Origin of the sequence: Sphingomonas kaistensis, assembly GCF_036884275.1 — a bacterium.
GTDB classification, from domain to species: domain Bacteria; phylum Pseudomonadota; class Alphaproteobacteria; order Sphingomonadales; family Sphingomonadaceae; genus Sphingomicrobium; species Sphingomicrobium kaistense_A.
In genome coordinates, this window is the sequence record NZ_CP145607.1 from 1960863 (window position 1) to 1982366 (window position 21504).

19 protein-coding genes are annotated in these 21504 nt (G+C 67.2%); 9 read left to right on the plus strand and 10 right to left on the minus strand.

The window, feature by feature from the left end; translation table 11 throughout:
• Nucleotides 1-42: 42 nt before the first annotated feature.
• The 5 genes from paaZ to V6R86_RS09535 form a co-directional block, all read right to left on the minus strand.
• Entirely contained in the window at nt 43-2067 is a 2025-nt protein-coding gene (paaZ, locus tag V6R86_RS09515; protein WP_338504077.1) for a phenylacetic acid degradation bifunctional protein PaaZ, read from the minus strand.
• Nucleotides 2068-2222: 155 nt separating this feature from the next.
• Nucleotides 2223-3005 (minus strand): 2-(1,2-epoxy-1,2-dihydrophenyl)acetyl-CoA isomerase PaaG, encoded by a 783-nt coding sequence (paaG, locus tag V6R86_RS09520; protein WP_338504079.1) that lies wholly within the window; start codon nt 3003-3005, stop codon nt 2223-2225.
• Entirely contained in the window at nt 3002-3271 is a 270-nt protein-coding gene (locus V6R86_RS09525) for a PqqD family protein (RefSeq protein WP_338504081.1), read from the minus strand. The genes paaG and V6R86_RS09525 overlap by 4 nt, the downstream gene beginning before the upstream one ends.
• Nucleotides 3268-3753, minus strand: a complete 486-nt coding sequence (locus V6R86_RS09530; protein ID WP_338504083.1) for a YkgJ family cysteine cluster protein — start codon at nt 3751-3753, stop codon at nt 3268-3270. The genes V6R86_RS09525 and V6R86_RS09530 overlap by 4 nt, the downstream gene beginning before the upstream one ends.
• Before the next feature lie 8 nt (nt 3754-3761).
• A complete protein-coding gene (locus V6R86_RS09535) occupies nt 3762-5561 on the minus strand; it encodes an ABC transporter transmembrane domain-containing protein (protein WP_338504085.1) in 1800 nt (599 codons plus the stop codon).
• A 128-nt stretch (nt 5562-5689) separates the two neighbouring features.
• Here V6R86_RS09535 and V6R86_RS09540 point away from each other — a divergent pair, with 128 nt between their 5' ends.
• Nucleotides 5690-6910, plus strand: a complete 1221-nt coding sequence (locus V6R86_RS09540) for a polyhydroxyalkanoate depolymerase (RefSeq protein ID WP_338504086.1) — start codon at nt 5690-5692, stop codon at nt 6908-6910.
• Nucleotides 6911-6991: 81 nt separating this feature from the next.
• On the opposite strand, the gene V6R86_RS09545 is transcribed toward V6R86_RS09540, so the two are convergent.
• Nucleotides 6992-7408 carry a hypothetical protein gene (locus V6R86_RS09545; RefSeq protein ID WP_338504088.1) on the minus strand — a complete coding sequence of 139 codons (417 nt, stop codon included), beginning with the start codon at nt 7406-7408 and terminating at the stop codon, nt 6992-6994.
• A gap of 164 nt (nt 7409-7572) precedes the next feature.
• Here V6R86_RS09545 and V6R86_RS09550 point away from each other — a divergent pair, with 164 nt between their 5' ends.
• From V6R86_RS09550 to V6R86_RS09580, 7 genes are all read left to right on the plus strand, one after another.
• Complete coding sequence (locus V6R86_RS09550; RefSeq protein WP_338504090.1) at nt 7573-8697, plus strand: glycosyltransferase family 4 protein; 1125 nt, start codon at nt 7573-7575, stop codon at nt 8695-8697.
• Nucleotides 8698-8708: 11 nt separating this feature from the next.
• Nucleotides 8709-9491 carry a metallophosphoesterase family protein gene (locus V6R86_RS09555; protein WP_338504092.1) on the plus strand — a complete coding sequence of 261 codons (783 nt, stop codon included), beginning with the start codon at nt 8709-8711 and terminating at the stop codon, nt 9489-9491.
• Entirely contained in the window at nt 9475-10539 is a 1065-nt protein-coding gene (locus V6R86_RS09560; protein WP_338504094.1) for an SDR family oxidoreductase, read from the plus strand. Before V6R86_RS09555 ends, V6R86_RS09560 begins: the two co-directional genes overlap by 17 nt.
• Nucleotides 10540-10605: 66 nt before the next feature.
• Complete coding sequence (locus tag V6R86_RS09565) at nt 10606-11301, plus strand: polysaccharide biosynthesis/export family protein (RefSeq protein WP_338504096.1); 696 nt, start codon at nt 10606-10608, stop codon at nt 11299-11301.
• A gap of 36 nt (nt 11302-11337) precedes the next feature.
• Nucleotides 11338-13548 carry a GumC family protein gene (locus tag V6R86_RS09570; RefSeq protein WP_338504098.1) on the plus strand — a complete coding sequence of 737 codons (2211 nt, stop codon included), beginning with the start codon at nt 11338-11340 and terminating at the stop codon, nt 13546-13548.
• Nucleotides 13548-14735, plus strand: coding sequence for a hypothetical protein (locus tag V6R86_RS09575; RefSeq protein ID WP_338504099.1), 1188 nt, complete (start codon nt 13548-13550; stop codon nt 14733-14735). The genes V6R86_RS09570 and V6R86_RS09575 overlap by 1 nt, the downstream gene beginning before the upstream one ends.
• On the plus strand, nt 14732-16114 hold the full coding sequence (locus tag V6R86_RS09580) for an O-antigen ligase family protein (RefSeq protein WP_338504100.1): 1383 nt from the start codon (nt 14732-14734) through the stop codon (nt 16112-16114). Before V6R86_RS09575 ends, V6R86_RS09580 begins: the two co-directional genes overlap by 4 nt.
• On the opposite strand, the gene V6R86_RS09585 is transcribed toward V6R86_RS09580, so the two are convergent.
• A complete protein-coding gene (locus V6R86_RS09585) occupies nt 16104-17141 on the minus strand; it encodes a nucleotidyltransferase family protein (protein ID WP_338504104.1) in 1038 nt (345 codons plus the stop codon). The two genes, V6R86_RS09580 and V6R86_RS09585, sit on opposite strands and share 11 nt — an antisense overlap.
• Before the next feature lie 68 nt (nt 17142-17209).
• Here V6R86_RS09585 and V6R86_RS09590 point away from each other — a divergent pair, with 68 nt between their 5' ends.
• Nucleotides 17210-18115, plus strand: a complete 906-nt coding sequence (locus tag V6R86_RS09590) for a hypothetical protein (RefSeq protein WP_338504106.1) — start codon at nt 17210-17212, stop codon at nt 18113-18115.
• On the opposite strand, the gene V6R86_RS09595 is transcribed toward V6R86_RS09590, so the two are convergent.
• The 3 genes from V6R86_RS09595 to V6R86_RS09605 are packed head-to-tail and all read right to left on the minus strand — an operon-like array spanning nt 18009 to nt 21405.
• Nucleotides 18009-19289, minus strand: a complete 1281-nt coding sequence (locus V6R86_RS09595) for a multidrug effflux MFS transporter (protein ID WP_338504107.1) — start codon at nt 19287-19289, stop codon at nt 18009-18011. The two genes, V6R86_RS09590 and V6R86_RS09595, sit on opposite strands and share 107 nt — an antisense overlap.
• Nucleotides 19290-19301: 12 nt before the next feature.
• Nucleotides 19302-20090 carry an HAD hydrolase-like protein gene (locus V6R86_RS09600; RefSeq protein ID WP_338504108.1) on the minus strand — a complete coding sequence of 263 codons (789 nt, stop codon included), beginning with the start codon at nt 20088-20090 and terminating at the stop codon, nt 19302-19304.
• Between the two features lie 7 nt (nt 20091-20097).
• Complete coding sequence (locus V6R86_RS09605) at nt 20098-21405, minus strand: dicarboxylate/amino acid:cation symporter (RefSeq protein WP_338504109.1); 1308 nt, start codon at nt 21403-21405, stop codon at nt 20098-20100.
• Nucleotides 21406-21504: the final 99 nt, after the last annotated feature.

Here is a 21504-nt window from a genome sequence, read left to right on the forward strand (position 1 = left end):
GCGATTAATGATATAGATTATAGGTGATCGACACGGTTGGCCTCAGGGCACGTTCTCGGTCAGCAGATCGTAGGTCGCGACCAGCTCGTCTTTCTGATTGAAGATCTCGACCGCCCAGCGGACGACGCCGGTTTCCTCGCTCTTGAGTGACTTGGAGCGGACCGTCAGCTCCACCCGCATCGAATCGCCTGGGTAGAGCGGGGTGAGGAAGCGGAGGTTCTCAAGCCCGGTGTTGGCCAGCACGGGGCCGGGGGCGGGGTCGACGAAGAGCCCGGCGGCGAAGCTGAGGATCAGGTAGCCGTGGGCGACCCGGCCTTCGAAGATCGGCGAGGCCTTAGCGGCTTCCTCGTCCATATGGGCGTAGAAGGTATCGCCGGTGAAATGGGCGAAATGCTCGATATCCTCGACGGTGACGGTGCGGCTGGCGGTCTTCAGCGTGTCGCCGATGTGAAGCTCGCTCATCCGCTTGCGAAAGGGGTGTGCGTCGATGACCTGCTTGGGGCCACCCGGGATATATTGCGAGGTGATCGCCGCGAACATGGCGGGAGAGCCCTGCAGCGCGGTGCGCTGCATGTAATGGGTGACGCCGCGCACCCCGCCCATCTCCTCGCCGCCGCCGGCCCGACCCGGCCCGCCGTGTACAAGGACGGGGAGGGGACTGCCGTGGCCGGTCGAATCCTTGGCATTATCGCGGTCGATGATCAGCATCCGGCCATGAAACGCCCCGGCACCGAGCACGAAGTCGCGGGCGACCTCCCCCGAGTGGGTGAACAGCGACAGCGCGAGGCTGCCCTTGCCGCGATTGGCGAGCTTCACCGCATCGGCAAGGTCGCGGTACGGCATGAGGGTCGCGACGGGCCCGAACGGTTCGACGTCATGCGCTGCCTCGCACGCCCAGGGATCGTCGGCGCACAGCAGCACGGGCGACATGAAGGCCCCGCCGTCCGGACCGATATTGCTGTCAGGATCGCCGGCCGCAATTCGCGCACCGCCGGCGGTGATCGCCGCTACCGCCTCGCGCACGCTGTCGCGCTGAGCGCGGCTGACGAGGGCGCCCATGCCGTTCACCTTGTCGCGCGGATCGCCGACTGAAAGCGCGGCGAGTTTGGCCGCAATCGCCTGCTCGGCGTCCTCAAGAACGGCAGCAGGCACCATCGCGCGGCGGATCGCGGTGCATTTCTGGCCGGCCTTGACCGTCATCTCGTTGACGACCTCGGCGACGAACAGGTCGAACTCGGGCGTGCCGGGTGCGGCGTCGGGGCCGAGGATTGAGGCGTTGAGGCTGTCCTGCTCGGCGATGAACTTGACACTCTCGCGCTGAATCACCGGATGGGTGCGCAGCTTTAACGCGGTCTGGGCGGAGCCGGTGAAGCTGACGACGTCCTGTCCGGTGAGATGATCGAACAGATCGCCGACCCCGCCGACGATGAGCTGCACCGCGCCCGGTGGCAGGATGTCGGCTTCGATCATCACGCGGAAAGCGGCTTCGGCCAGCCAGGCGGTGGCGCTGGCCGGCTTCACGATCGCGGGAACGCCGGCGAGGATGGTCGGGGCCAGTTTCTCCAGCATGCCCCAGACCGGGAAGTTGAAGGCGTTGATGTGGACCGCCACGCCCTGCAGCGAGGTGTAGATGTGTTGGCCCTGGAACAGCCCCGACTTGCTGAGCGGTTCGAGCTGCCCATCGAGCAGGACATGTGCATCGGGCAGCTCGCGGCGGCCCTTGCTCGAGAAGGAGAGGAGAGTGCCGGCGCCGCCCTCGATGTCGATCCAGCCATCCTTGCGCGTCGCGCCGGTGGCGTAGTTGAGCTCGTACAGTTCTTCCTTGCGGGCAAGAATGGCGAGGCCGAGTGCCTTCAGCATCCGGGCGCGCTGGTGAAAGGTGAGGGCGCGCAGCGCCGGTCCGCCGACCTCGCGGGCAAAGCGCGCCATGCCGCCGAAGTCGATCCCGCCCGACCCGGTCAGCGCGACCGGCGAGCCGTCGAGGGCGCTGGGCAACTCGGTCAGGCTGGCGGTATCGCCCGGGGTCCACTCCCCGCGGGCGTAGTTGAGAAGCTGCTGGGTTTTCATCGGGATATCCACGCGGGAAAGGGAAAAAGGCCAGATCGTCCACTTCGTCCACTTCGCGTCATTTCGGGACGAAAAGCGAAGAGAAGGGGAGTGGAGCGGGGGCCGGTCATCGCATCGGCGATGACGGGTGAACTCCTATAGTTCAAGCCCGGGCCTCAACGGCCGCGATAGGTGGCCGGGCGCTTTTCGAGAAACGCCGCGACGCCTTCGCGATAGTCTTCGGTGAACCCGAGCCGCCGCATTTCGTCGCGCTGGAGGTCGAGTTCCTGGTCCAGCGTGCGCTCGCCGCTGCTGCGGATCAGCCGCTTGATCGCGGCTAGGCCGAGCGGCGGGAGGGAGGCGAGCTTGGCCGCGAGGGCATCGACCTCGGCATCGAGCGCGTCGTCCTCGACACATCTCCAGATCAGGCCCCAGTTCGCGGCCTTCTCCGCCGGGAGCGGCTCGGCAGTCAGGGCCAGGCCGAGCGCGCGGGCCTGGCCGACGAGGCGCGGCAGGTGCCAGCTTCCACCACTGTCGGGAATAAGGCCGAGGTTGGCGAAGCTTTGGATGAACTTGGCCGAGCGGCCTGCGACGACGAGGTCGCAGGCGAGCGCGATATTGGCGCCGGCGCCGGCCGCCACCCCGTTGACCCGGGCGATGACCGGCTGATCGAGGCTGGCGAGGCGGCGGACGAGCGGATTCCAGCTTTGCTCCACCGTCTCGCCGAGATCGACCGCCTGCCCCGGCGCCACGGCGCGGTCGTTGAGATCCTGTCCCGCGCAGAAGCCGCGTCCGGCCCCGGTCAACACGATCACCCGCGCGTTTTTCGCCGCCGTGTCGAGCGCGTCGCGCAGCTCGGCATGCATCGCGGCGGTGAAGCTGTTTAGCCGGTCCGGGCGGTTCAGCGTGATGCGGGCAACCCCCGCCTCTTCGGACAATAAGATCGTCGGCTCGCTCACTGGACCTGCTCCACCAGGCCTTCCGCCTCCATCCGGTCGAGCAACGCGCCGACATCCTCGCGGCACTGACTTTCCTCGACGTCATATTCGGTGGTCAGCGCGCCGACGAGTGAGTCGAGGTTTCGGGGCTGCTCGAGCAGTCTCCACACCGATGCCGTGACCTCTTCCATGCCGAAGGCGAAGCCGCGCTCGGCCTGGAGCGCGACCACGTCGTCGCCGACATCGGTCGACATGGTCGCGGCGGTGCGCCGGTAGGTGGCGGTCATTGGGCGGGCTCCGAGCTGAGAAGGGGACCTTCGTTCCGATTGCGGAAATGGCGGTCGAGATAATGCGACAAGGCAAGCGACGAGAGTTGGGCCGCGGCGGGGCGGTCTTGATCGAAAAGGTGAGCCCGGCTGTCGGCGAATGTCTCGCCGGGGGGCATGGTCTGCCGCAGCGTTTCGGCAAGCCGGCGCGCTTCGCCTACAATCTCGAGCGCGGAGGCGAGGGGGCACCCTGCGCGCACCTCTTCCAGCAGACGGCAACTATAGGCCGCACACGCGCGCGGCCGAATTTCATAGATAGTGCAGATCGCGCCATCGAATTTGGGGCAGGGCAGCGCAAAGCGCGGCGGTGTTGCGGACGGCAGCACGGGCAGCCCGATCGCAACCGCTGCTTCGACCTCGTCTTCACTGAGCAACGCGGCGTCGTGCAGTGCCCCGGTGCAGCATAGGCCGCAGGCGGTGCAGAGCAGGCTTTCGTCGCTCACGCCTCCTGTCATGCAGCGACGTCAAACTGGAGCCGGGCAAGGCGGGCGTAGAGGCCACCGCGCGCGAACAGGGTGGCGTGGGTGCCTTCCTCGACGATCCGGCCTTCTTCCATGACGATGATGCGGTCGGCGGCGCGGACGGTGGCGAGGCGGTGGGCGATCACCACCGTGGTGTGGCTCGTCATCAGCCGCTCGAGCGCCTGCTGGACCGACGCCTCGCTTTCGGCATCGAGCGCGCTGGTGGCTTCATCGAGCAGCAACAGCGGTGCGTCGCGCAGCAATGCGCGGGCGATGGCGATCCGCTGACGCTGCCCACCCGACAGCCGGGCACCGCTTTCGCCGAGGAAAGTGTCATAGCCATCGGGCAGCGCGAGAAGGAATTCGTGCGCATTGGCGGCCCGCGCCGCCGCTTCGATGTCGGCCTCGCTGGCGTCCCATCGCCCGTAGCGCAGGTTGTCGCGCGCGCTTGCGGCGAAGATCACCGTTTCCTGCGGCACCAGCGCGATGTGGCGGCGGAGATCGGCGGGGTTGAGGTCGCGCACGTCGACGCCGTCGAACGACACGCTCCCCTCCTGCGGGTCGTAAAAGCGCAGCGCGAGCTGGAATAGGGTCGACTTGCCCGCACCCGACGGGCCGACCACCGCCACGGTCTCACCCGGTGCGACCCGCATGGTAAGGCCATGCAGCGCCTTGCTGTCGGGGCGGGTGGGGTAGCGGAAGTCGACGTTGTCGAAGGCGATCGCGCCGCGCGTCGGTTGCGGCAAGGCCACGGGGGTGGCGGGCGCGCTGATCTCGGCCCGGGCCGCAATGAGTTCGGAGATACGGCCAGCGGCGCCCGAGGCGCGGAGCAGATCGCCGTAGATCTCGGACAGCGCACCGAACGCACCGCCGACGAGGAGGCCGGTGAAGACAAAAGCCGCGATATCGCCGCCGGTCATGCGGCCTGCCGCAACGTCGATCGCGCCTTCCCAGATCACCAGCACGATGGCGCTGGTGAACATTCCGATCAGCAGCACGGTCATCACCGCCCGCAGCCGCATCCGGGTCTTGGCGGTGGCGAAGGCGCGTTCCACCGTATCGGCAAAGCGCTGCTCCTCGCGCCCTTCCTGCCCGAAGGCTTGCACGATCTTCATCGCGCCGAGCACTTCGCTGACGTTGGAGCCGACATCGGCGATCCGATCCTGGCTGGCGCGCGACAGGGTACGCACCTTGCGGCCGAACAAGATGATCGGGCCGAACAGCAGGGGGATGGCGATCAGCAGCAGCCCGGCCAGCTTGGGGCTGAGTACCAGCAGATAGATGATCCCGCCGACCCCGGTGACGAAGTTGCGGAGCGCCATCGACACCGAGCTTCCGACCACCTGCTCGAGGACCGCGGTGTCGGCGGTGAGGCGCGAGGCGATTTCGCTCGGGCGGTTTTCCTCGAAAAAGCGGGGCGGCAGGGTGAGGAGGTTGCGCTGCACCTGCCGGCGAAGGTCGGCCACGGTGCGCTCGCCGATCCACGATACGAAATAAAAGCGCAGCCCCGTCGCGAACGCCAGTACGATCACGATCATCAGCAGGTAGTGGAACGCTTGCGTCACCGCCGCGCCGTCGATCGCGCCGCGCGCGAACCCGCGGTCGATGATTTCCTTGAACCCGCGCGGGATGGCGAGGGTGGCGGCCGAGCTGACGCCGAGGAAGAACAAGGCCGCGGCGATCCGCGCGGGATAACGGGCCGCCGCCTGGAAGACGAGCTTGAGATTGCCGATGCTCCGCCCGGCCTTGTCGCCGTCCTTGCCGCCCTTGTCGTCCGCCGCGCTCGCCATGGGGGCGGGGGTTAGCAGGCGCCGGAGCCGACCAAAAGCCCTCCGCACGCTCTGTGCGCCTCAACCTTGCCAGCGGACCCTTTCGGTCCCACACCGGTTGGTCGGAAAAGGCCTAGAAGTGAGAGTTGATGCTATACGACGCGTATGAAGTGCAGCGCAGCTGGCTTGCCGGTGCGAGCAAATGGGCTGGTTACTCTTCCGATTGGCTGAGCAGCACCGCCAACCCCTTGAGCTACAACGGAATGAGCGGGATCGTGGCGGCCAGCCTCGATGTCTTCGCCCATGCCGCCGCGCCCCGGGGCAAGCCGGCGTTCGGGCTCGACCAGGTCGAGATTGGCGGCAAGCTGCTTCCCGTCCGCGAGGAGATCGTGGACCGGATGCCGTTCGGCCAGCTCAAGCATTTCAAGCGCGAGGGCGCGCCCGAAGGCCAGCCGCGACTGCTGATCGTGGCGCCGATGTCGGGCCATTTCGCGACCCTGCTGCGCGGCACGGTCGAGCGGCTGCTGCCGGGCCACGAGGTCTATATCACCGACTGGCGCGATGCGCGGATGGTGCCGCTCAAGGACGGCAGCTTCGATCTCGACGATTATGTCGACACGCTGATCACCTGGCTGACCAAGATCGGCCCCGGCGCGCACATGCTGGCGGTGTGTCAGCCAAGCGTACCGGCGCTTGCCGCGACCGCCTTGATGAACGCCGACAGGCATCCCGCGACCCCGCGCAGCCTGACCATGATGGGCGGCCCGATCGACACGCGCGAAGCGCCGACGGCGGTGAATACGCTGGCGACCGAGCGGCCGCATGCCTGGTTCCAGCAGAACGTGATCTGCACCGTGCCCGGCATGTATCCGGGCGGCGGACGGCGGGTCTATCCGGGCTTCCTGCAGCTTGCCGGGTTCATGACCATGAATCTCGGCAGCCATCTCCTCAGCCACTGGGAGATGTTCAAGCATCTGGTCGACGGCGACGAGGAAGGCGCCGACGCGACCCGCGCCTTCTATGACGAATATCGTTCGGTGTGCGACATGACGGCGGAATTCTATCTTCAGACGATCGACGTCGTGTTTCAGCGGCATCTCCTGCCCAAGGGCGAGATGATGCACCGTGGGCGGCGGGTCGCTCCAACCGCCATCACCCGCACGGCGCTGCTCGCGATCGAGGGCGAGCGGGACGATATCTCGGGTGTCGGGCAGACCCGCGCGGCCCTCAATCTTGCCACCAAGCTACCCGCGGAAGACAAGAAATATCACCTTGCCAAAGGGGCGGGCCATTACGGCATCTTCAACGGGCGCAAGTGGCGCGAAAAGATCGCGCCGGTCGTGGAGCGGTTCATCGCCGATCACCACTGAGGCTTTAGTCCTTTGAAGAAAAGAAAGGCCGACACGTCGAGGGACGGGTCGGCCTTTTAGGTGCTGGGGGAGGCGTCAGCCTTACGGACTGATCGAAATCTGGGTTCCGCCGTCGCCGTTCGACAACAGCAACGCGGCCAGCCCACCAAGAGCGGTGAGACCGAGAAGAAGGGGAAGCAGGCCGACACCCGCCCCGGCACCGACGGCGGCAGGGGTGCCGATCGGCGCGGTCTCGGCGACCGGCGCTACGGCCGGAGCATCGACCGTCGGGAAGACGCAGCCGCCGGGAGCGCCCTGAACTGCTGCATTGGCCGCGGCCGCCGCAGCAGCCGCGCCGCATAGCGCTTGGCTCGACGCCGGCCCCGCCGTCGCACTCATCGCGATCCACGGCGACACGTCATACACCGGCGCGGCGCGAGCCGCGGCCGAAGCGGGCGCGGCCACCAGCACACCGGCGCTGCACAGGGCTTTCACCCACTTCGAATGGCTTGAGGTCATTAACTTTCCCCTGAACGCGCGCGCTACATTGACAACAACTCCTGCCATAACGCGGTGAATTGTCTCCAGTTTCGACAAAAGGCAGGTCTTTTCCTTTCCCCACCGGCGTTGCAGCCCTGCGTGTTTTGAATGTCACGGCGGGTCGCGTAAGCCCCGGTCCCAACGTGCCCGATCCCAATCCCATCCTTTTTGTCGCCAACAGCAGCTGGAACCTGTCGCATATGCGCGGCGGGCTGATCCGCGCTTTCAAGCACGAGGGGCGCTGGCCGCTTGCTGCGGTGGTGCCATTGGGCGACGCGTCGGTAGGATCGCTGACGACCTACCAGGTCCCGCTGATCGCCGACGGCACCGCGCCGTTGACCGAGCTCAAGAGCCTGGTCGCATTGATCGGCCTGTTCCGGCAGATCCAGCCGAGGATCGTGCTCGGCTTCACGCCCAAGGGAAACATCTACGCCGGGCTGGCCGCGCGGGCGACGGGGCGGCCGTTTCTCCCGAACGTCTCGGGTCTCGGCACCGGCTTCATCCGCGGCGGTTTGCTGCTCAAGGTCCAAGCCGCCCTTTATCGCGAAGCGTTCCGTGGGCTGCCGATCGTGTTCTTTCAGAACCGCGATGATGCGGCGCTGTTCGAAAAGATGAACCTCGTCCGCCGCGAGCAGGTTCAACTCATTCCAGGGTCCGGGGTAGATTGCCTCGCTTTCGCCTCGGCAATTCCCAAGGACCGGCCGAATGGAATGCTGCGCCTCTTGTTCGTCGGGCGTCTCCTTGGTGACAAAGGCGTTCGTGAACTCGCCGAGGCGATGCGGCTGCTTCGTCCGCGCTATCCCAAGCTCGAACTGACCCTTGTCGGCGAACTGGGCGCGGCGAACCGGACAGCCATCCCTGCCGACGAGCTGAGCGGCTGGGTCGGGGAAGGGCTACTGAGCCACGCCGGTCACGCGCAGGACGTGCGCCCCTTCATCGCGGCCGCCGACGCCGTGATCCTGCCGTCCTATCGCGAAGGCATGCCGCGCGCGCTGCTCGAAGCGGCGGCGATGGCCCGTCCGCTGCTCGCCGCCGACGTTCCGGGATGCCGCGAGATCGTCAGGGACGGGGTCAACGGCCTGCTGTTCGAGGTGCGCTCGCCCCAGGCCATCGCAGACGCCATCGAGCGCCTGATCGCCGCCGGCCCCGAACAGCGCCGCACCTGGGCAAAAAATTCACGCGGCATCGCCGAACGCGACTATGACGAACGGCTGGTGATCGACGCGTATCGCAGCGCGGTCATCGCCTTGTCAGGAAAAGAGCGGTAGGGGCCGCGCCCATGTTTCGGCGTTTCTTCTCGTCTTCCCGTGCGATCGCGCGCGGTCAGCCCGGCTGGCGCGCTTATGTCATCGGCGATGTTCACGGCTGCCTCGACCTTCTCGACCGCCTGTTGAGTGAGATCGCCGACGACCATACGGTGCGCGGGCCCGAGCGCGGGCTGATTGTCCTGCTCGGCGACCTCATCGACCGCGGACCGGACTCGGCCGGCGTCCTGAAGCGTCTGCGCGAGCTCGATCTGGCGGGCTTTCGGGTCGTCGGCCTTGCTGGCAACCATGAAGAGGTCCTGCTCAAGATCCTGGCGGGCGATCCGACCGAGGTTGGCGGGTGGCTCCGCTTCGGCGGGGCGGAAACACTGCAAAGCTATGGGGCCGACCCCGCGGCGCTGGATGCGCTGAGCCCGGCGGCCGCGCAGCGGCGCATCGCGGCGATCGTGCCTGCGGAAGATCGCCACTTCCTCGAGCAATTCGCCGATTCGATGCGGTTCGGGGACTATTTCCTGGTGCACGCCGGCATCCGCCCCGGCGTCCCGACCGATCAGCAGACCCTTCGCGACCTGCGCTGGATTCGCGAGCCATTCCTGACCGACACCCGCGATCATGGCGTGGTCGTGGTGCACGGCCACACCATCAGCGAGACGGTCGAGGTGGTGGGATCGCGGATCGGAATCGATACCGGCGCCTATGCGACCGGCCGCCTCACCGCGCTCGGCATCGAAGGCGACAAACGCTGGCTGATCGACACCATCGATGGGCTTCATCAAGGAGATGACCGACTTGTTTGAAGCCCTGCTCGAAGCGCCCGGCCTTGCTGCGCACCTGCCGGCCCTGCGCGAAAACCCGCGCCGCTGGCTGGTGACGGGCGCCGCAGGGTTCATCGGCTCCAATCTCGTCGAAGCCTTGCTCCGGCTCGACCAGCAGGTGGTCGGCCTCGACAATTTCGCGACCGGCCACCAGCGCAATCTCGACGAATTGCTTGCCGCAGTCGGACCCGAGCGCGCCGCGCGCTTTGGGCTGATCACCGGTGACATTCGCGACGCCCGCACATGCGCCGAAGCCTGCGCCGGCGTGGATGTCGTGCTGCATCAGGCGGCGCTGGGCTCGGTCCCGCGCTCGATCGCCGATCCGCTGATCAGCCACGAGGTGAACGTCACCGGCTTCGTTCAGATGCTCGACGCCGCGCGGCAGGCGGGCGTGACGCGCTTTGTCTACGCCGCCTCGTCAAGCACTTATGGCGACGAGCCCAACCTCCCCAAGCGCGAGGAGCGGATCGGCAATCCCTTGTCGCCGTATGCGGTGACCAAGCTCGTCAACGAACTCTACGCTGCCGTCTATGCCCGCAGCTATGGCTTCAAGGCGATCGGCCTGCGCTATTTCAACGTCTTCGGCCCGCGCCAGGACCCGCACGGGCCTTATGCCGCGGTGATTCCGCGCTGGGTGGACGCGATGCTGGACGGGGAAAACATCACCATCAATGGCGACGGCGAGACCAGCCGCGACTTCTGCTTCGCCGCCAATGCCGTTCAGGCCAATCTCCTCGCCGCGCTGGCTCCGGACGAAGTGCAGGGCGAAGTGTTCAACGTCGCGGTGGGTGAACGGACGACCCTCAATCAGCTGTTCGAGCTGCTTCAGGACGGGCTTCAGCGCCATGGTCGCAACGCGCTTGGTGAAGCCGTCTATGGTCCGTTTCGCGCCGGCGATGTCCGCCATAGCGAAGCCGATATCGGCAAGGCGGCGACATTTCTCGGCTACGCCCCGACCCACGATATCAAGGCCGGGATCGAGGAGGCCCTGCCATGGTATCTAGAGCAGGCCGCGAGCAAACGGGATTGAGCCACTAGATTGCGTAATGGATGCTTTATGGTCCATTGCGGCGTCGAGTGGTAAAGGGTCTCGGTTATGCGTTTGACGTCAAGACTTCCCCTGGCTGCGGCCCTTGCCTCGGCAATCACGCTCACGGGCTGCGTCGACAAGCCCGGTGGTCCCATCCCCTACAACGTGGCGCTGGCCCCGCCGGACCAGCCGCGTGCGCTCAGCCTCGAGGAAAATTACCGCATCGCGCCGCTCGATACGGTAACCGTGAACGTGTTTCGCCAGAAGGATCTGTCGGGCGATTATGAGGTCGATCTGACCGGCCGCATCAGCATGCCGTTGATCGGCACGGTGGAAGCTGTGGACCTGACCGCAGCGCAGCTCGATCAGAAGATCACCGCCGCCTACAGCCAGAAGTATCTCGTCAATCCGGACGTGGCGGTGGGGGTCAAGTCGTCGACCCGCCGTTCGGTGACCGTCGACGGCGCGGTGAAGTCGAGCGGTTCGTTCCCGGTCAACGGCCCGCTCAGCCTGCTGCAGGCGATCGCGCTCTCCGGCGGCGCTACCGATGACGCCAACCTGCGCCGCGTGGCGGTTTTCCGCACGGTGTCGGGCCAGCGGCAGGCCGCCGCCTTCGATCTCCAGCAGATCCGCCGCGGGCAGGCACCCGATCCCGCCATCTACGCCGGCGACATCGTGGTGGTGGACGGATCCCGGGTGAAGGAAACGCAGAAGCGGATCCTCAGCAACATCCCGATCCTCTCCATTTTCCGGCCCTTCTGACCCCTTCGGGCGCCGCTGCCGTAAAGGAACGCAGTCTTGAACCGTGACCTCGCCTTTCACTCGAACGGGCGCCTGCCGGCAGCACCGGGAGACGTGCCGCCGGGTGCGCTTCCGCAGGTCAGTCGCGGCCGCCTTGCGATGCAGGGCAATCAGCTCGATTTTCACGGGCTGCTGCGGATCGTTCGGGAATGGCGCTGGCTGATCCTCGCCGCGGCTGTCCTGGGCCTCGCCGGCGCGATCATCGTCACCATGCTGACGACCCCGCTGTACCGCTCCTTCGTGACGCTGGAGGTCAATCCGCCGCAGGTGCAAGTGCTCGCCAAGGATGATCAGCAAAGCCAGTCCTACCAGAATTGGGATTTCATCGCGACGCAGGTCGGGCTCCTGCAAAGCCGGGCCGTGGCGGAGCGCACCGCGCAGGACCTCAATCTCGTCGCCAATCCGGCGGTCGTCGGCACCGAAGGCGCGGTGCCCGAACGTCTCGCCCGCGCGACGAGTTTGGTCGCCGGCGGCCTCAGCGTCACCATGCCCGAAGAAGGCACGCTGATCCGCTACAGCTATACCTCGGCTGATCCGCAGCTGGCCGCGACAATCGCCAACGGCGTTGCCGACAGCTTCATCAACGCCGGGCTCCAGCGCCGGTTCGAAAGCTCGGCCTATGCCCGCCAGTTTCTCGAGCGGCAGATCAACAAGACCCGCGGCGACCTGGAAAAGAGCGAGCAGTCGCTGGCCCGCTACGCGCAGGCCGAAGGGATCATCAATCTTGGCGGCGGCAGCGGGCAGGGCGGGTCGGGCTCGCCCGAAGCCGGTAATTCGCTTCAGGGCGACAGCCTTGCCGCGCTGAACGCGGCGCTGGCCCAGGCCACCGCCCGGCGCGTCGCGGCCGAAGGCGCCTATCGGGCGGCCGCCGCGTCGGGACCCGGCAGCGCGGTCACCAATTCGACGCAGGGGCTTCGCAACGCCCGGGCTACGCTCGAAGCCGAATATAGCGAAAAGCGTGCCTCGCTTCAGCCCGAGCATCCCGAGATGATCAGCCTGCGCCAGCGGATCGACGAACTCGGTCAGCAGATCGCCCGCGAAGCGTCGCAGGTCAGCGCAGGCGTCAACAACACGCTCGGCGCCGAATATCGCGGCGCGGCCGCGGCCGAACGCGCGCTTCAGGGCCGGGTCAATGCGCTGAAGGGTCAGGTCCTCGACCTGCGCGGCCGCAGCGTGCGCTACGGCATCCTCCAGCGCGAGGTGGACACCAACCGCAGCCTGTATGACGCGCTGCTCGGTCGCTACAAGGAGATCGGCGTCGCCGGCGGGATCGGCACCTCGCCGATCTCGATCGTCGACCGGGCCGAGCCCGCGGGCGCGCCGTTCAAGCCCAATCTGCCGCGCAACCTCATGGCGGGCCTCGCCCTCGGCCTCGTCGGCGGGCTCGGCGCAGCGATCGGCCTCGACCTTCTGCGCGACACCATCCGCACCCGCGAGGACATGCGTTCCAAGCTCGGCCTGGCCTGTATCGGCCAAATCCCCAAGCGCCAGACCAAAGGCGATTTCATCGAGGATCTGAAGGATCCGGGCTCGGTCGTCTCGGAAGCCTATAGCGCCACCGCGGCGGCCCTGCGCTTTACCACCGAACATGGCGCGCCGCGGGTGATGATGGTGACCTCGACCTCGCCGGCGGAAGGCAAGTCGTCCTCGGCGCTGTCGCTTGCACAGAATTTCGCCCGGCGCGGAGTGAACGTGCTGCTGATCGACGCCGATCTTCGCAAGCCCGCCTTCCGCGCCGCCAACGACGACATCGGCCTGACCAAGCTTCTCACTAACGACGAAGACCTGCAGGCGCATGTGGCGCCGACGCAGTTCGACAATCTGTCGCTGCTGCCCTGCGGCACGCTTCCGCCCAACCCGGCCGATCTCCTGGCAACGGCGCGGTTCGGGATGATCATCGACGAGGCGATGCAGCATTTTCAGATGGTGATCATCGATAGCCCGCCCGTCATGGGCCTCGCCGACGCACCGCTGATCGCGCACGCCTGCCGCAACGTGGTCTTCGTGGTCGAAAGCGGCCGCACCCGCACCCGTCAGGCGGCCGAGGCACTCAACAATCTCGAGGCGTCGGGCGCGCATCTGGTCGGCGGCTTGCTGACCAAGGCGAACGAAAGCGACGGCAACTACAGCTATTACAATTACCGGTACGGCGAGCTCGCCGACAAGCGGGAGCGGATCGCTCTTATTCCCCACCATCAGGATACTTGATGGCCGTCGACGTGGACGCTGGGGCGCGGCGATCATGGCTGAGCTGGATCGGGTTGGCGGCCGTGTTGCTGCTCGCGCTGCAGGCCGGGCGTAGCGCCTTCGTCGAGGCGCTCGGAGCGCGAAAGCCGCAGGCGGCGCACACGCTGTGGCCGTCGCACCCCGTGCCGCTCACCACCCTCGCGCTCGCCGAGATCGGCGCGGCGGCACGCACGCTCAAGCCTCCGCCCGCTTCCGCGCTCGCGCAAATGCGCGAAGCGGGACGGGTCGATCCGCTTGCCGTGGAGCCGCTTCTCACCGCCGCTGCCGAACGTCTTTCGAGAGGAGACCGCGCGCGGGGCGAAACCCTGCTCAAGGCTGCGCTGCACCGGGAGCCCCGCTCGACGGCGGCGCATTTCATGCTTGCCGACCTGTTAATCCGGGAAGGACGCGTCGGTGATGCGCTGGCGAACGTGGCGGTGCTTGGTCGCCGGTTGGGCGGCGGCCGGGTCGATGCCTTTGCCGGAACGCTTGCCGTCTATCTTCGCGATTCCGGCAAGGTCGCCGAGATGCGACCCGTGCTCGACAGCAATCCGGAGCTCAAGAAAGCGGTCATGACCGCCCTCGCGCAGGATCCGGCCGCAAGCCCGTCGCTTCGCCTGCTGACCCGGCCGGGCGATGCCGGGGCACCGTGGTTCCGCACCGCGTTCGAGCGGCAGCTTGGCGCCGGCGATCTTGCCGGAGCCCGCGGCTTGCTGAGCGCGGCGAAGGTCGGCGGAGGAACGTCACTGACCTCGTGGACGGACGACAAGGCCGGGCCTTTGGCATGGCGTCTTCCAACGACGCCCGACGGGGTCGCCGAAGCGGCCCCTGGCGGCTTGCTGCGGCTCGTCTATTATGGTCGCAACGACACCGCGCTGGCCGATCACCTCCTGCTGCTCCCGGCCGGCGCGTATCGTTTCCAGGCGCAATATGCGGGTTCGCCGCCGGCGGGATCGTTCGAATGGCGTGTGACTTGCCTGCAAGGTAACCGCGCTATCGCCACGTGGCCGGCCAACTCCGTCAGCAGCGCGCAGCTTATACGGGTGCCGGCCGACTGCCCCGCGCAGCGTCTGGCGCTGTGGGGCCGGATGGGCGAGTTCCCGCGCACGGTCTCGGCCGAATTGCTTCGGGTAGGTCTCGATCCGATCCAGGCGGGCGCCGCGCGATGAGTGCCAAGCTTCGCCAATCGGCTGTCCCCTTGTTCCTGTTCGCCTGCCTGCTTCTCGGCGGCAGTCCGCAGGGCATTTGGCGCAATCTCCTGCTTCAGATTGTCGGCCTCGGACTGATCGCCTGGGCGCTGATGGCGGCCGAGCGCAGCCATCCGACCAGCGCGGGGCGACTGCTGCTGTGGCTGTGTGGCCTGTGGTTCGCGCTGGTCCTACTCCAACTCGTGCCCCTGCCGCCCGCTTGGTGGAGCGCGCTTCCGGGCCGGGCGCCGGTGCTCGAGGGCTTCGAACTCAGGGGTGAGCCGCTGCCGTGGTTGCCGGTCTCGCTCACACCGGCCGCGACCTGGTCGATTCTGCCGCTGATGGCCGTACCCTTGGGGCTGATCGCCGCCGTGGTGGTGCTGGGCGCCTATCGCTCGCGCTGGGTCATCGGCGCGCTGGTGATCGGGACCTGCCTGTCGGTGCTGCTGGGAGCCATTCAACTGAGCCAGGGCGGCCTCTACCTGTACGACAATTACAACACCGAGGCCGCGACCGGGCTATTCGCCAACAGCAATCACCAGGCCACCCTGCTACTGGCGACCCTGCCTTTCCTCGGCGCCCTGATCGGGCTTCAGCAGCAATCGCGAAGCAACGGACGGCGCTCGCGTCAGTCGGCGGCGCTCGGGCGGATCGTCATCGCGCTTGGTGCGGTGGCGGTGATCGTGCTGGGGATCATCCTTAATGGATCGATGGCCGGTCTCGCGCTGCTGGTGCCGGTAGCCTTGGCGACCCTTGCCGTGTCGCTGCCGAGGGCCGGCAAAGCGCCGCGAGTGCTCGTTTCGTTGGCAGTGCTGCTGATGCTGGGCGCCCTTGTCGCGCTTGCGTCCTTTACCGATGCCGGCAGCAACACGACCTCGCTCGCGACCCGCTCCGACATCTACCGCGTCACGTGGCAGGCGATCGGCGACACCTTCCCGGTGGGCACCGGCCTCGGCAGCTTCCGCGAATATTATCGGCTTGACGAGAACCCGGCGCTGGTTGATTCCTTTTTCGTCAATCACGCGCATAGCGATCCGCTGGAATGGGTGCTGGAAACCGGCCTGCTGGGCACGCTATTGCTCGGCGCGCTCGTCCTGTGGTGGGCGACCCGGGCCGTCCGGCTATGGCGGGCCGCGCAGCCCGACCTCATCGCGCTGGCGGCGACCATCGCGTCGGGGGCGATCCTGGCGCACAGCCTGGTCGACTATCCGCTGCGCGATGCGGCGATCCAGGCGGTGTTCGCGGTTTCGCTCGCCTTCATGGCCGAGCCCCGCAGCCACGCCGGCGAGCAGCGTCGGCGCTCGCGAGGCCGGGCGCCGCGGCACCTGACGCTGGACGATGACGGCTCGGTCAGCGGATAAGAAGCTGACCGACCTTGCGCATCAATTCGCTCAAAAAGTAATGCGAGCCGGGCACCATCAGCAGCTGTGCGCGGTGGATCGGAAGCGTGCCGAAGCGTCGCTTCGTGGGTTCACCGGAATTGCCGATCATGTCCGTCGCAATGGCGACCAGCCTCAAGGTCGCGCGATCGGCTTCGAGATCTTCGGGCAGCCTGGTACCGAGCAGGCGGTTGGCGAGGATCAACCCGGCCGCGAAGGTTCGTCCGGCACCGAGGCGCGGGGCCTGCCCGGCAATCGCCGCAAGCGCGTCGGGCGGCGTGCGCGCGACCAGCGCCGCGAAATCGGCCAGCCATTTGACCCGGAACCACGCGCTCGACGCACCGTGCACCGCAAGATAGGGGAGGAGCAGGCGATCGGGCAGGGTCGGCAGCGCAATCCCGCCCGGCACCTCCACGACCTGCGGCTTCACCGTCGCCACCGCGCTTGGCAGCAAGGCGGGATGGTCACCGAGCCGGCTGTGCAGGTCGAGCAGGATGCCATCGTCGCTGCGCCACTGGCTTTCCTTGTGCGAGCGATGCCAGTCGGTGGTGTCGACCGATGGATCGGGCACTTGCTGGACGTAGCCAAGCGCTTCCAAAAGCCGCGCCGCCTTGCCGATGGCATTGGGCGGCACCAGCAGATCGAGATCGAGCTGGTGCTTGAGCAGGGGATCGCCCCACGCCAGCGTGCCGAGTGTCTGACCCTTGACGAAGAGATGCGGCAGCGACGCACGGCTGAAGGCGCCGTGCACCCGCCCGCTTTCGAGCGCCATGGCGAAACCGTCCGCCACGATGCGCCGAGCCGTCTCCCCGATGGGCTGCGCGCCAAGCGGCACGATTCCCGTCCGGCTGATCGTCCGCCAGACAAGGCCCTCCACCCGGTGCCGCCGCGCGAGCAGGGTCAGCCGCGCGCCATCGGCGCGAGCCAGCCGGTCGCCGATCAGCGCAAGATCGGCATCACTATGATGCGGGCGGCAACAGTCGAGCAGCAGGATGAGCATCGGCTCCATGCGCTCGTCCTTAGCGGCGACGGGCGGGAAGGAAACAGCGATGCTGCTGCTGGTGGAGCCGACAGGCCATGACCCTGGTCCGCTTGTTCGGCCTTGTCATCGATAGCGAGGTGCCGCTCCCTAACCTCCTTCCCGCAGCGGCAGGGGCCATAGCGGACGTCCACATCCGTCGCGGACGCGTCGGGACCGACGCGGACCTCGTCATTCCCGAGGCAGGACTGTTCAGGGTACGCGACGGCCGCGAGATCATCGTCGAGACGAACGAGGGCGTGTCCGACCGCAATCTGCGCCTGTTTCTGCTGGGCAGCGCGATGGGCCTGATCCTGCACCAGCGCGGCCTGTTCCCGCTCCACGCCAATGCGGTCGAACTGGACGGTCGGGCGATCGCGGTCGCCGGTGCGACGGGCGCGGGCAAATCGACGCTAGCGGCGTGGTTCTCCCGAAGCGGGCACCGGATCGTCGGGGATGACGTGGTAGCGCTGAAAGCGACGGCGTGCACCGTACTGGCTTATCCCGGACCACCCCGGGTCCGGCTCTGGCGCGAAGCGATGGAGCGATTCGGCATCGACACGAACGGCCTTGAGCCGAGTTACGCCGATGACACGGTGGAAAAATGGGACCTGCCCGTCGCGGGCGACGCGCTTGTCGCCGACGCCGTACCGCTTGGCGCGGTGTACGTGCTGGAAGACGGCGCCGACATCGCGATCACCAGGCTCGGCGGCGGCGCGGCGGCGGCGACCTTGTTCGATCATACCTATCGCGGCAGTTATGCCGACCGGCAGGCCGAATGGCGCGCCGAACATTTTCGCGCGGTCGCCGCGGTGGCGAAGTCGGTACCGGTCTTTCGCCTGGAGCGTCCGCGCGACCTCAGCCTGCTTGAGGCGCTTGGCCGTGCGCTGCTGGCGCATGCCGTGGAGGCAACCGCTCGAACAGCCGCCGAGGATCGGTCAGCAGCACCAGCACCAGACCGCTGAGGCCACACAGCGCAAGGCCCCAAAGATAGGGGATCTGCGTGCCGTCAAACGACTGGCCGATCGCGAAACCCGCCAGCGCGGCAAGAATGGTGCTGACCACCCCCTGGATCGACGAAGCCATGCCCGCCACCCGCGCCATCCGCTCCATCGCCAGCGTGTTCATGTTGGCCGAGCAGAAGGAGAAACTGGCGAGGACCAGCGCCTGACCGATGACGAAGCCCGGCAGCCCTTCGCCGAGCGTGGTGGCGATCAGCGCATGGCCAAGGGCCAGGACCGCAAAAGCGACCACGCCCAGATGCGCCACGCGGCGCAGGCCGAACCGCCCGACCAACTTGCTGTTGGTGAAGCTCGCCAACGCCATCGGCGCCGCCACCGCGCCGAACACGACTCCGATCAGCTCGGGCCGCTTGAAGACGTCGAACACGATCTGCTGGATCGAGGCGATGTAGGCGAGCAGGCCGGCGAAGAGCGCGGTCTGAGCAAGGGTGTAGCCGAGCGACTGGCGATCAGTGACCACCGCCTTGGCACCTTCGGCCAAGTCGGCGAGGCGCAGGGTGCGGCGGTTTTCCTCGCGCAGGGTTTCGGGAATGCGCAGGAAAGCCCAGGTCCCGATCAACGCGCCGTAAATGCCCAGCACCCAGAAAATCGACTGCCACGGGCCGACGGTCAGGATCAGCTGGCCGGCGCTCGGCGCAAGGACCGGCACCACCATGAAGACCATCGCCACCAGGCTCATGACGCGGGCCATGGCCTCGCCTTCGAACAGGTCGCGGACCATGGCGAGCACGATCACCCGCGTCGCGGCGGCAGCGGCACCCTGAAAAGCGCGGCCGGCGATCAGTAGCTCGAAGCTCGGCGCGGCCGAGCAGACGAACGCGAAGCAGACGTAGATGGCGATTCCTACCAGCAGCGTCGGTTTGCGCCCGAACCGGTCGGCCAGCGGTCCCCAGAACAGCTGCCCAACGCCGAAGCCCAAGGTGTAGGCGATGATCACGAGCTGGCGGCGGTTCTCTTCCTCGACGCCGAGGTGGCTGGCGATATCGGCCAGCGCCGGGATCATCGCATCGATGCCGATCGCATTCAGCGCCATCAGCGCCGCAAGCAGCACGATCGTCTCGCGCGAGCCGGGGCGCGGCCCGGAGCCGAGCGGGGAGGGGTGATGGAGGGAAACCATGAAGAGGCTGCTCTACGCGCTGCCTAATGCAGATGTTCCGAGCCCCGGCACCGTCGCGACCGGTGCCCAGCCATCGGGGAAGCGCGCGTCCTCGCCGGCGTGGATGCCGCCGGCCACGAACACCGCGTCGATCCCGAACGCCGCGGCGCCCGCCATGTCGGTCTGAAGTCCGTCGCCGATTGCTAGCACGGCATCCTTGGCCGGACTTCCGCCGAGCGCCAGCGCAAGTTCGTAGATGGCGGGATAAGGCTTGCCGTACCAAATCACCCGGCTGCCCATCGCCTCATAGGCATCGGCAAGCGCGCCCGCGCAGACCATGACTTCGCCCATGTGATGGACGATCCGGTCGGGGTTGAGGCAATGCATCAGCACGCCGGAGGCGCGCCACTCGGCCAGGCGGTCGGCATAGTCGGCGACGGTTTCGCCGACGTCGAGCCCAGCGCTGGCTAGCTCGCTGAAGCCACTCCCGGCGATCACCAACCCCCGCGCCGTCAGGTCGGCACGGTCGGCGACGGTCCCGCAGAACCCGACGGGTCGCCCGCGCACGGCGGCAAGACCCGCTTCGCCCGCGGTGACGATCCCGTCGTCGAGCGCCGGATCAAGGTCGAGCCGCAGCAACTGCGCGCGGATCGCGTCGGCGCTGCGCGGAGCATTGGTGACGAACAGCACGCGGCGACCCTGTCGCTTCCACGCGGCCAGCGTTTCGCGCACGCCGGGAAAGATCGCCCGCCCATCATGGACGCAGCCCCACAGGTCGCAAAAGATCAGCCGGTAGCGGTCCGGCAGCATGGTGAGATCCACCGGCCGCTCAGGTTTCGGGCGGCGGCGGCGGCATGTGGCTGGGTGCCGGCGCATGCTCGATCACCGGCGATTCGGGGGCGTCGAGCGGACCTTCCCACTTGGCGACCAGCACGCTCGCCACCGCATTGCCGACGACGTTGGTGGCCGACCGGCCCATGTCGAGGAAATGGTCGACCGCGAGGATCAACAGCAGACCGGCCTCGGGAATGTTGAACATCGCCAGGCTGCCCGCGATCACCACCAGGCTGGCGCGCGGGACGCCGGCGATGCCCTTGCTGGTGATCATCAGGGTCAGCAGCAGCAGGATCTCCTGCCCGATCGACAGGTCGATGCCATAGGCCTGCGCGATGAAGATCGTCGCGAAGGTCATGTACATCATCGAGCCGTCAAGATTGAACGAATAACCCAGCGGCAGGACGAAGCTGGCGATGCGCGGCGGCACGCCGAACTTGTCGAGCGCTTCCAGCGTGCGGGGATAGGCCGCTTCCGACGAGGCGGTGGAGAAGGCCAGCACCAGCGGATCGCGGATGTAGCGCGCAAGATGCGACACGCGGCTTCCGACTGCCAGGAAGGCGACCAGGAACAGCAGGCACCACAGGATGAACAGCCCGAGGTAGAAGCTGCCGATGAACTGGCCGAAGGTGATGATCACCCCCGGGCCATTCTCGGCGATCGAGGCGGCGACCGCTGCGAAGACCGCCAGCGGGGCGAGGCGCATGACGTAGCCGGTGACGACCAGCATGACCTCGACCAGCCCCTCGACCGCGCGAACCAGCGGCTTGGCCTTTTCGCCGACCGCGGTGATGGCGACGCCGATGAAAAGCGAGAAGACGACGATCTGGAGGATCTCGTTCTCGGCCATCGCCTGGATGCCCGAGGCCGGGACCACGTGAGTGACGAACTTGGCGAGATCGAAGCTCGACCGATCGACCCCGCTCGCGGCATTGACCGGCGGCAGCGGCAGGTTGAGTCCGACGCCCGGCTGCAGCGTGTTGACGAGGATCAGACCGAGCGTCAGCGAAATCAGGCTGGCGGTGATGAACCAGGCCATGGTCCGGGCGCCAACCCGGCCCAGCGCCGCCGTGTCGCCCATGTGCGCGACGCCCGCGACCAGGGTCGCGAACACCAGCGGGGCGATGATCATCTTGATCAGCCGCAGGAACAGGGTCGTGACGATCCCGAAATAATCGGCGATCTCGCTCAAGCGCGCTTTGTCTTCGGGCGTCGCGTCACCGATGTTGGCGTTGATCGCCCAGCCCGTGATCAGGCCCAGAACAAGGGCCGCCAATATGTACCAGGTCAGGCGTTTCGCCACGAAAGCATCTCCTCACGCGTCATTGCGAGGCGCGTGAGCGCCGACACAATCCAGTTACGCGCTGGATTGCTTCGCTTCGGGCCCGATGACAACCCCAAG

Excerpts from the sequence above, each read along its gene's own strand:
- paaZ (WP_338504077.1), bottom strand. The coding sequence starts at position 2,067 with ATGAAAACCCAGCAGCTTCTCAACTACGCCCGCGGGGAGTGGACCCCG.
- V6R86_RS09525 (WP_338504081.1), bottom strand. The coding sequence starts at position 3,271 with ATGACCGCCACCTACCGGCGCACCGCCGCGACCATGTCGACCGATGTC.
- V6R86_RS09535 (WP_338504085.1), bottom strand. The coding sequence starts at position 5,561 with ATGGCGAGCGCGGCGGACGACAAGGGCGGCAAGGACGGCGACAAGGCC.
- V6R86_RS09540 (WP_338504086.1), top strand. The coding sequence starts at position 5,690 with ATGCTATACGACGCGTATGAAGTGCAGCGCAGCTGGCTTGCCGGTGCG.
- V6R86_RS09545 (WP_338504088.1), bottom strand. The coding sequence starts at position 7,408 with ATGACCTCAAGCCATTCGAAGTGGGTGAAAGCCCTGTGCAGCGCCGGT.
- V6R86_RS09555 (WP_338504092.1), top strand. The coding sequence starts at position 8,709 with ATGTTTCGGCGTTTCTTCTCGTCTTCCCGTGCGATCGCGCGCGGTCAG.
- V6R86_RS09560 (WP_338504094.1), top strand. The coding sequence starts at position 9,475 with ATGACCGACTTGTTTGAAGCCCTGCTCGAAGCGCCCGGCCTTGCTGCG.
- V6R86_RS09565 (WP_338504096.1), top strand. The coding sequence starts at position 10,606 with ATGCGTTTGACGTCAAGACTTCCCCTGGCTGCGGCCCTTGCCTCGGCA.
- V6R86_RS09575 (WP_338504099.1), top strand. The coding sequence starts at position 13,548 with ATGGCCGTCGACGTGGACGCTGGGGCGCGGCGATCATGGCTGAGCTGG.
- V6R86_RS09580 (WP_338504100.1), top strand. The coding sequence starts at position 14,732 with ATGAGTGCCAAGCTTCGCCAATCGGCTGTCCCCTTGTTCCTGTTCGCC.
- V6R86_RS09585 (WP_338504104.1), bottom strand. The coding sequence starts at position 17,141 with ATGGAGCCGATGCTCATCCTGCTGCTCGACTGTTGCCGCCCGCATCAT.
- V6R86_RS09590 (WP_338504106.1), top strand. The coding sequence starts at position 17,210 with ATGACCCTGGTCCGCTTGTTCGGCCTTGTCATCGATAGCGAGGTGCCG.
- V6R86_RS09595 (WP_338504107.1), bottom strand. The coding sequence starts at position 19,289 with ATGGTTTCCCTCCATCACCCCTCCCCGCTCGGCTCCGGGCCGCGCCCC.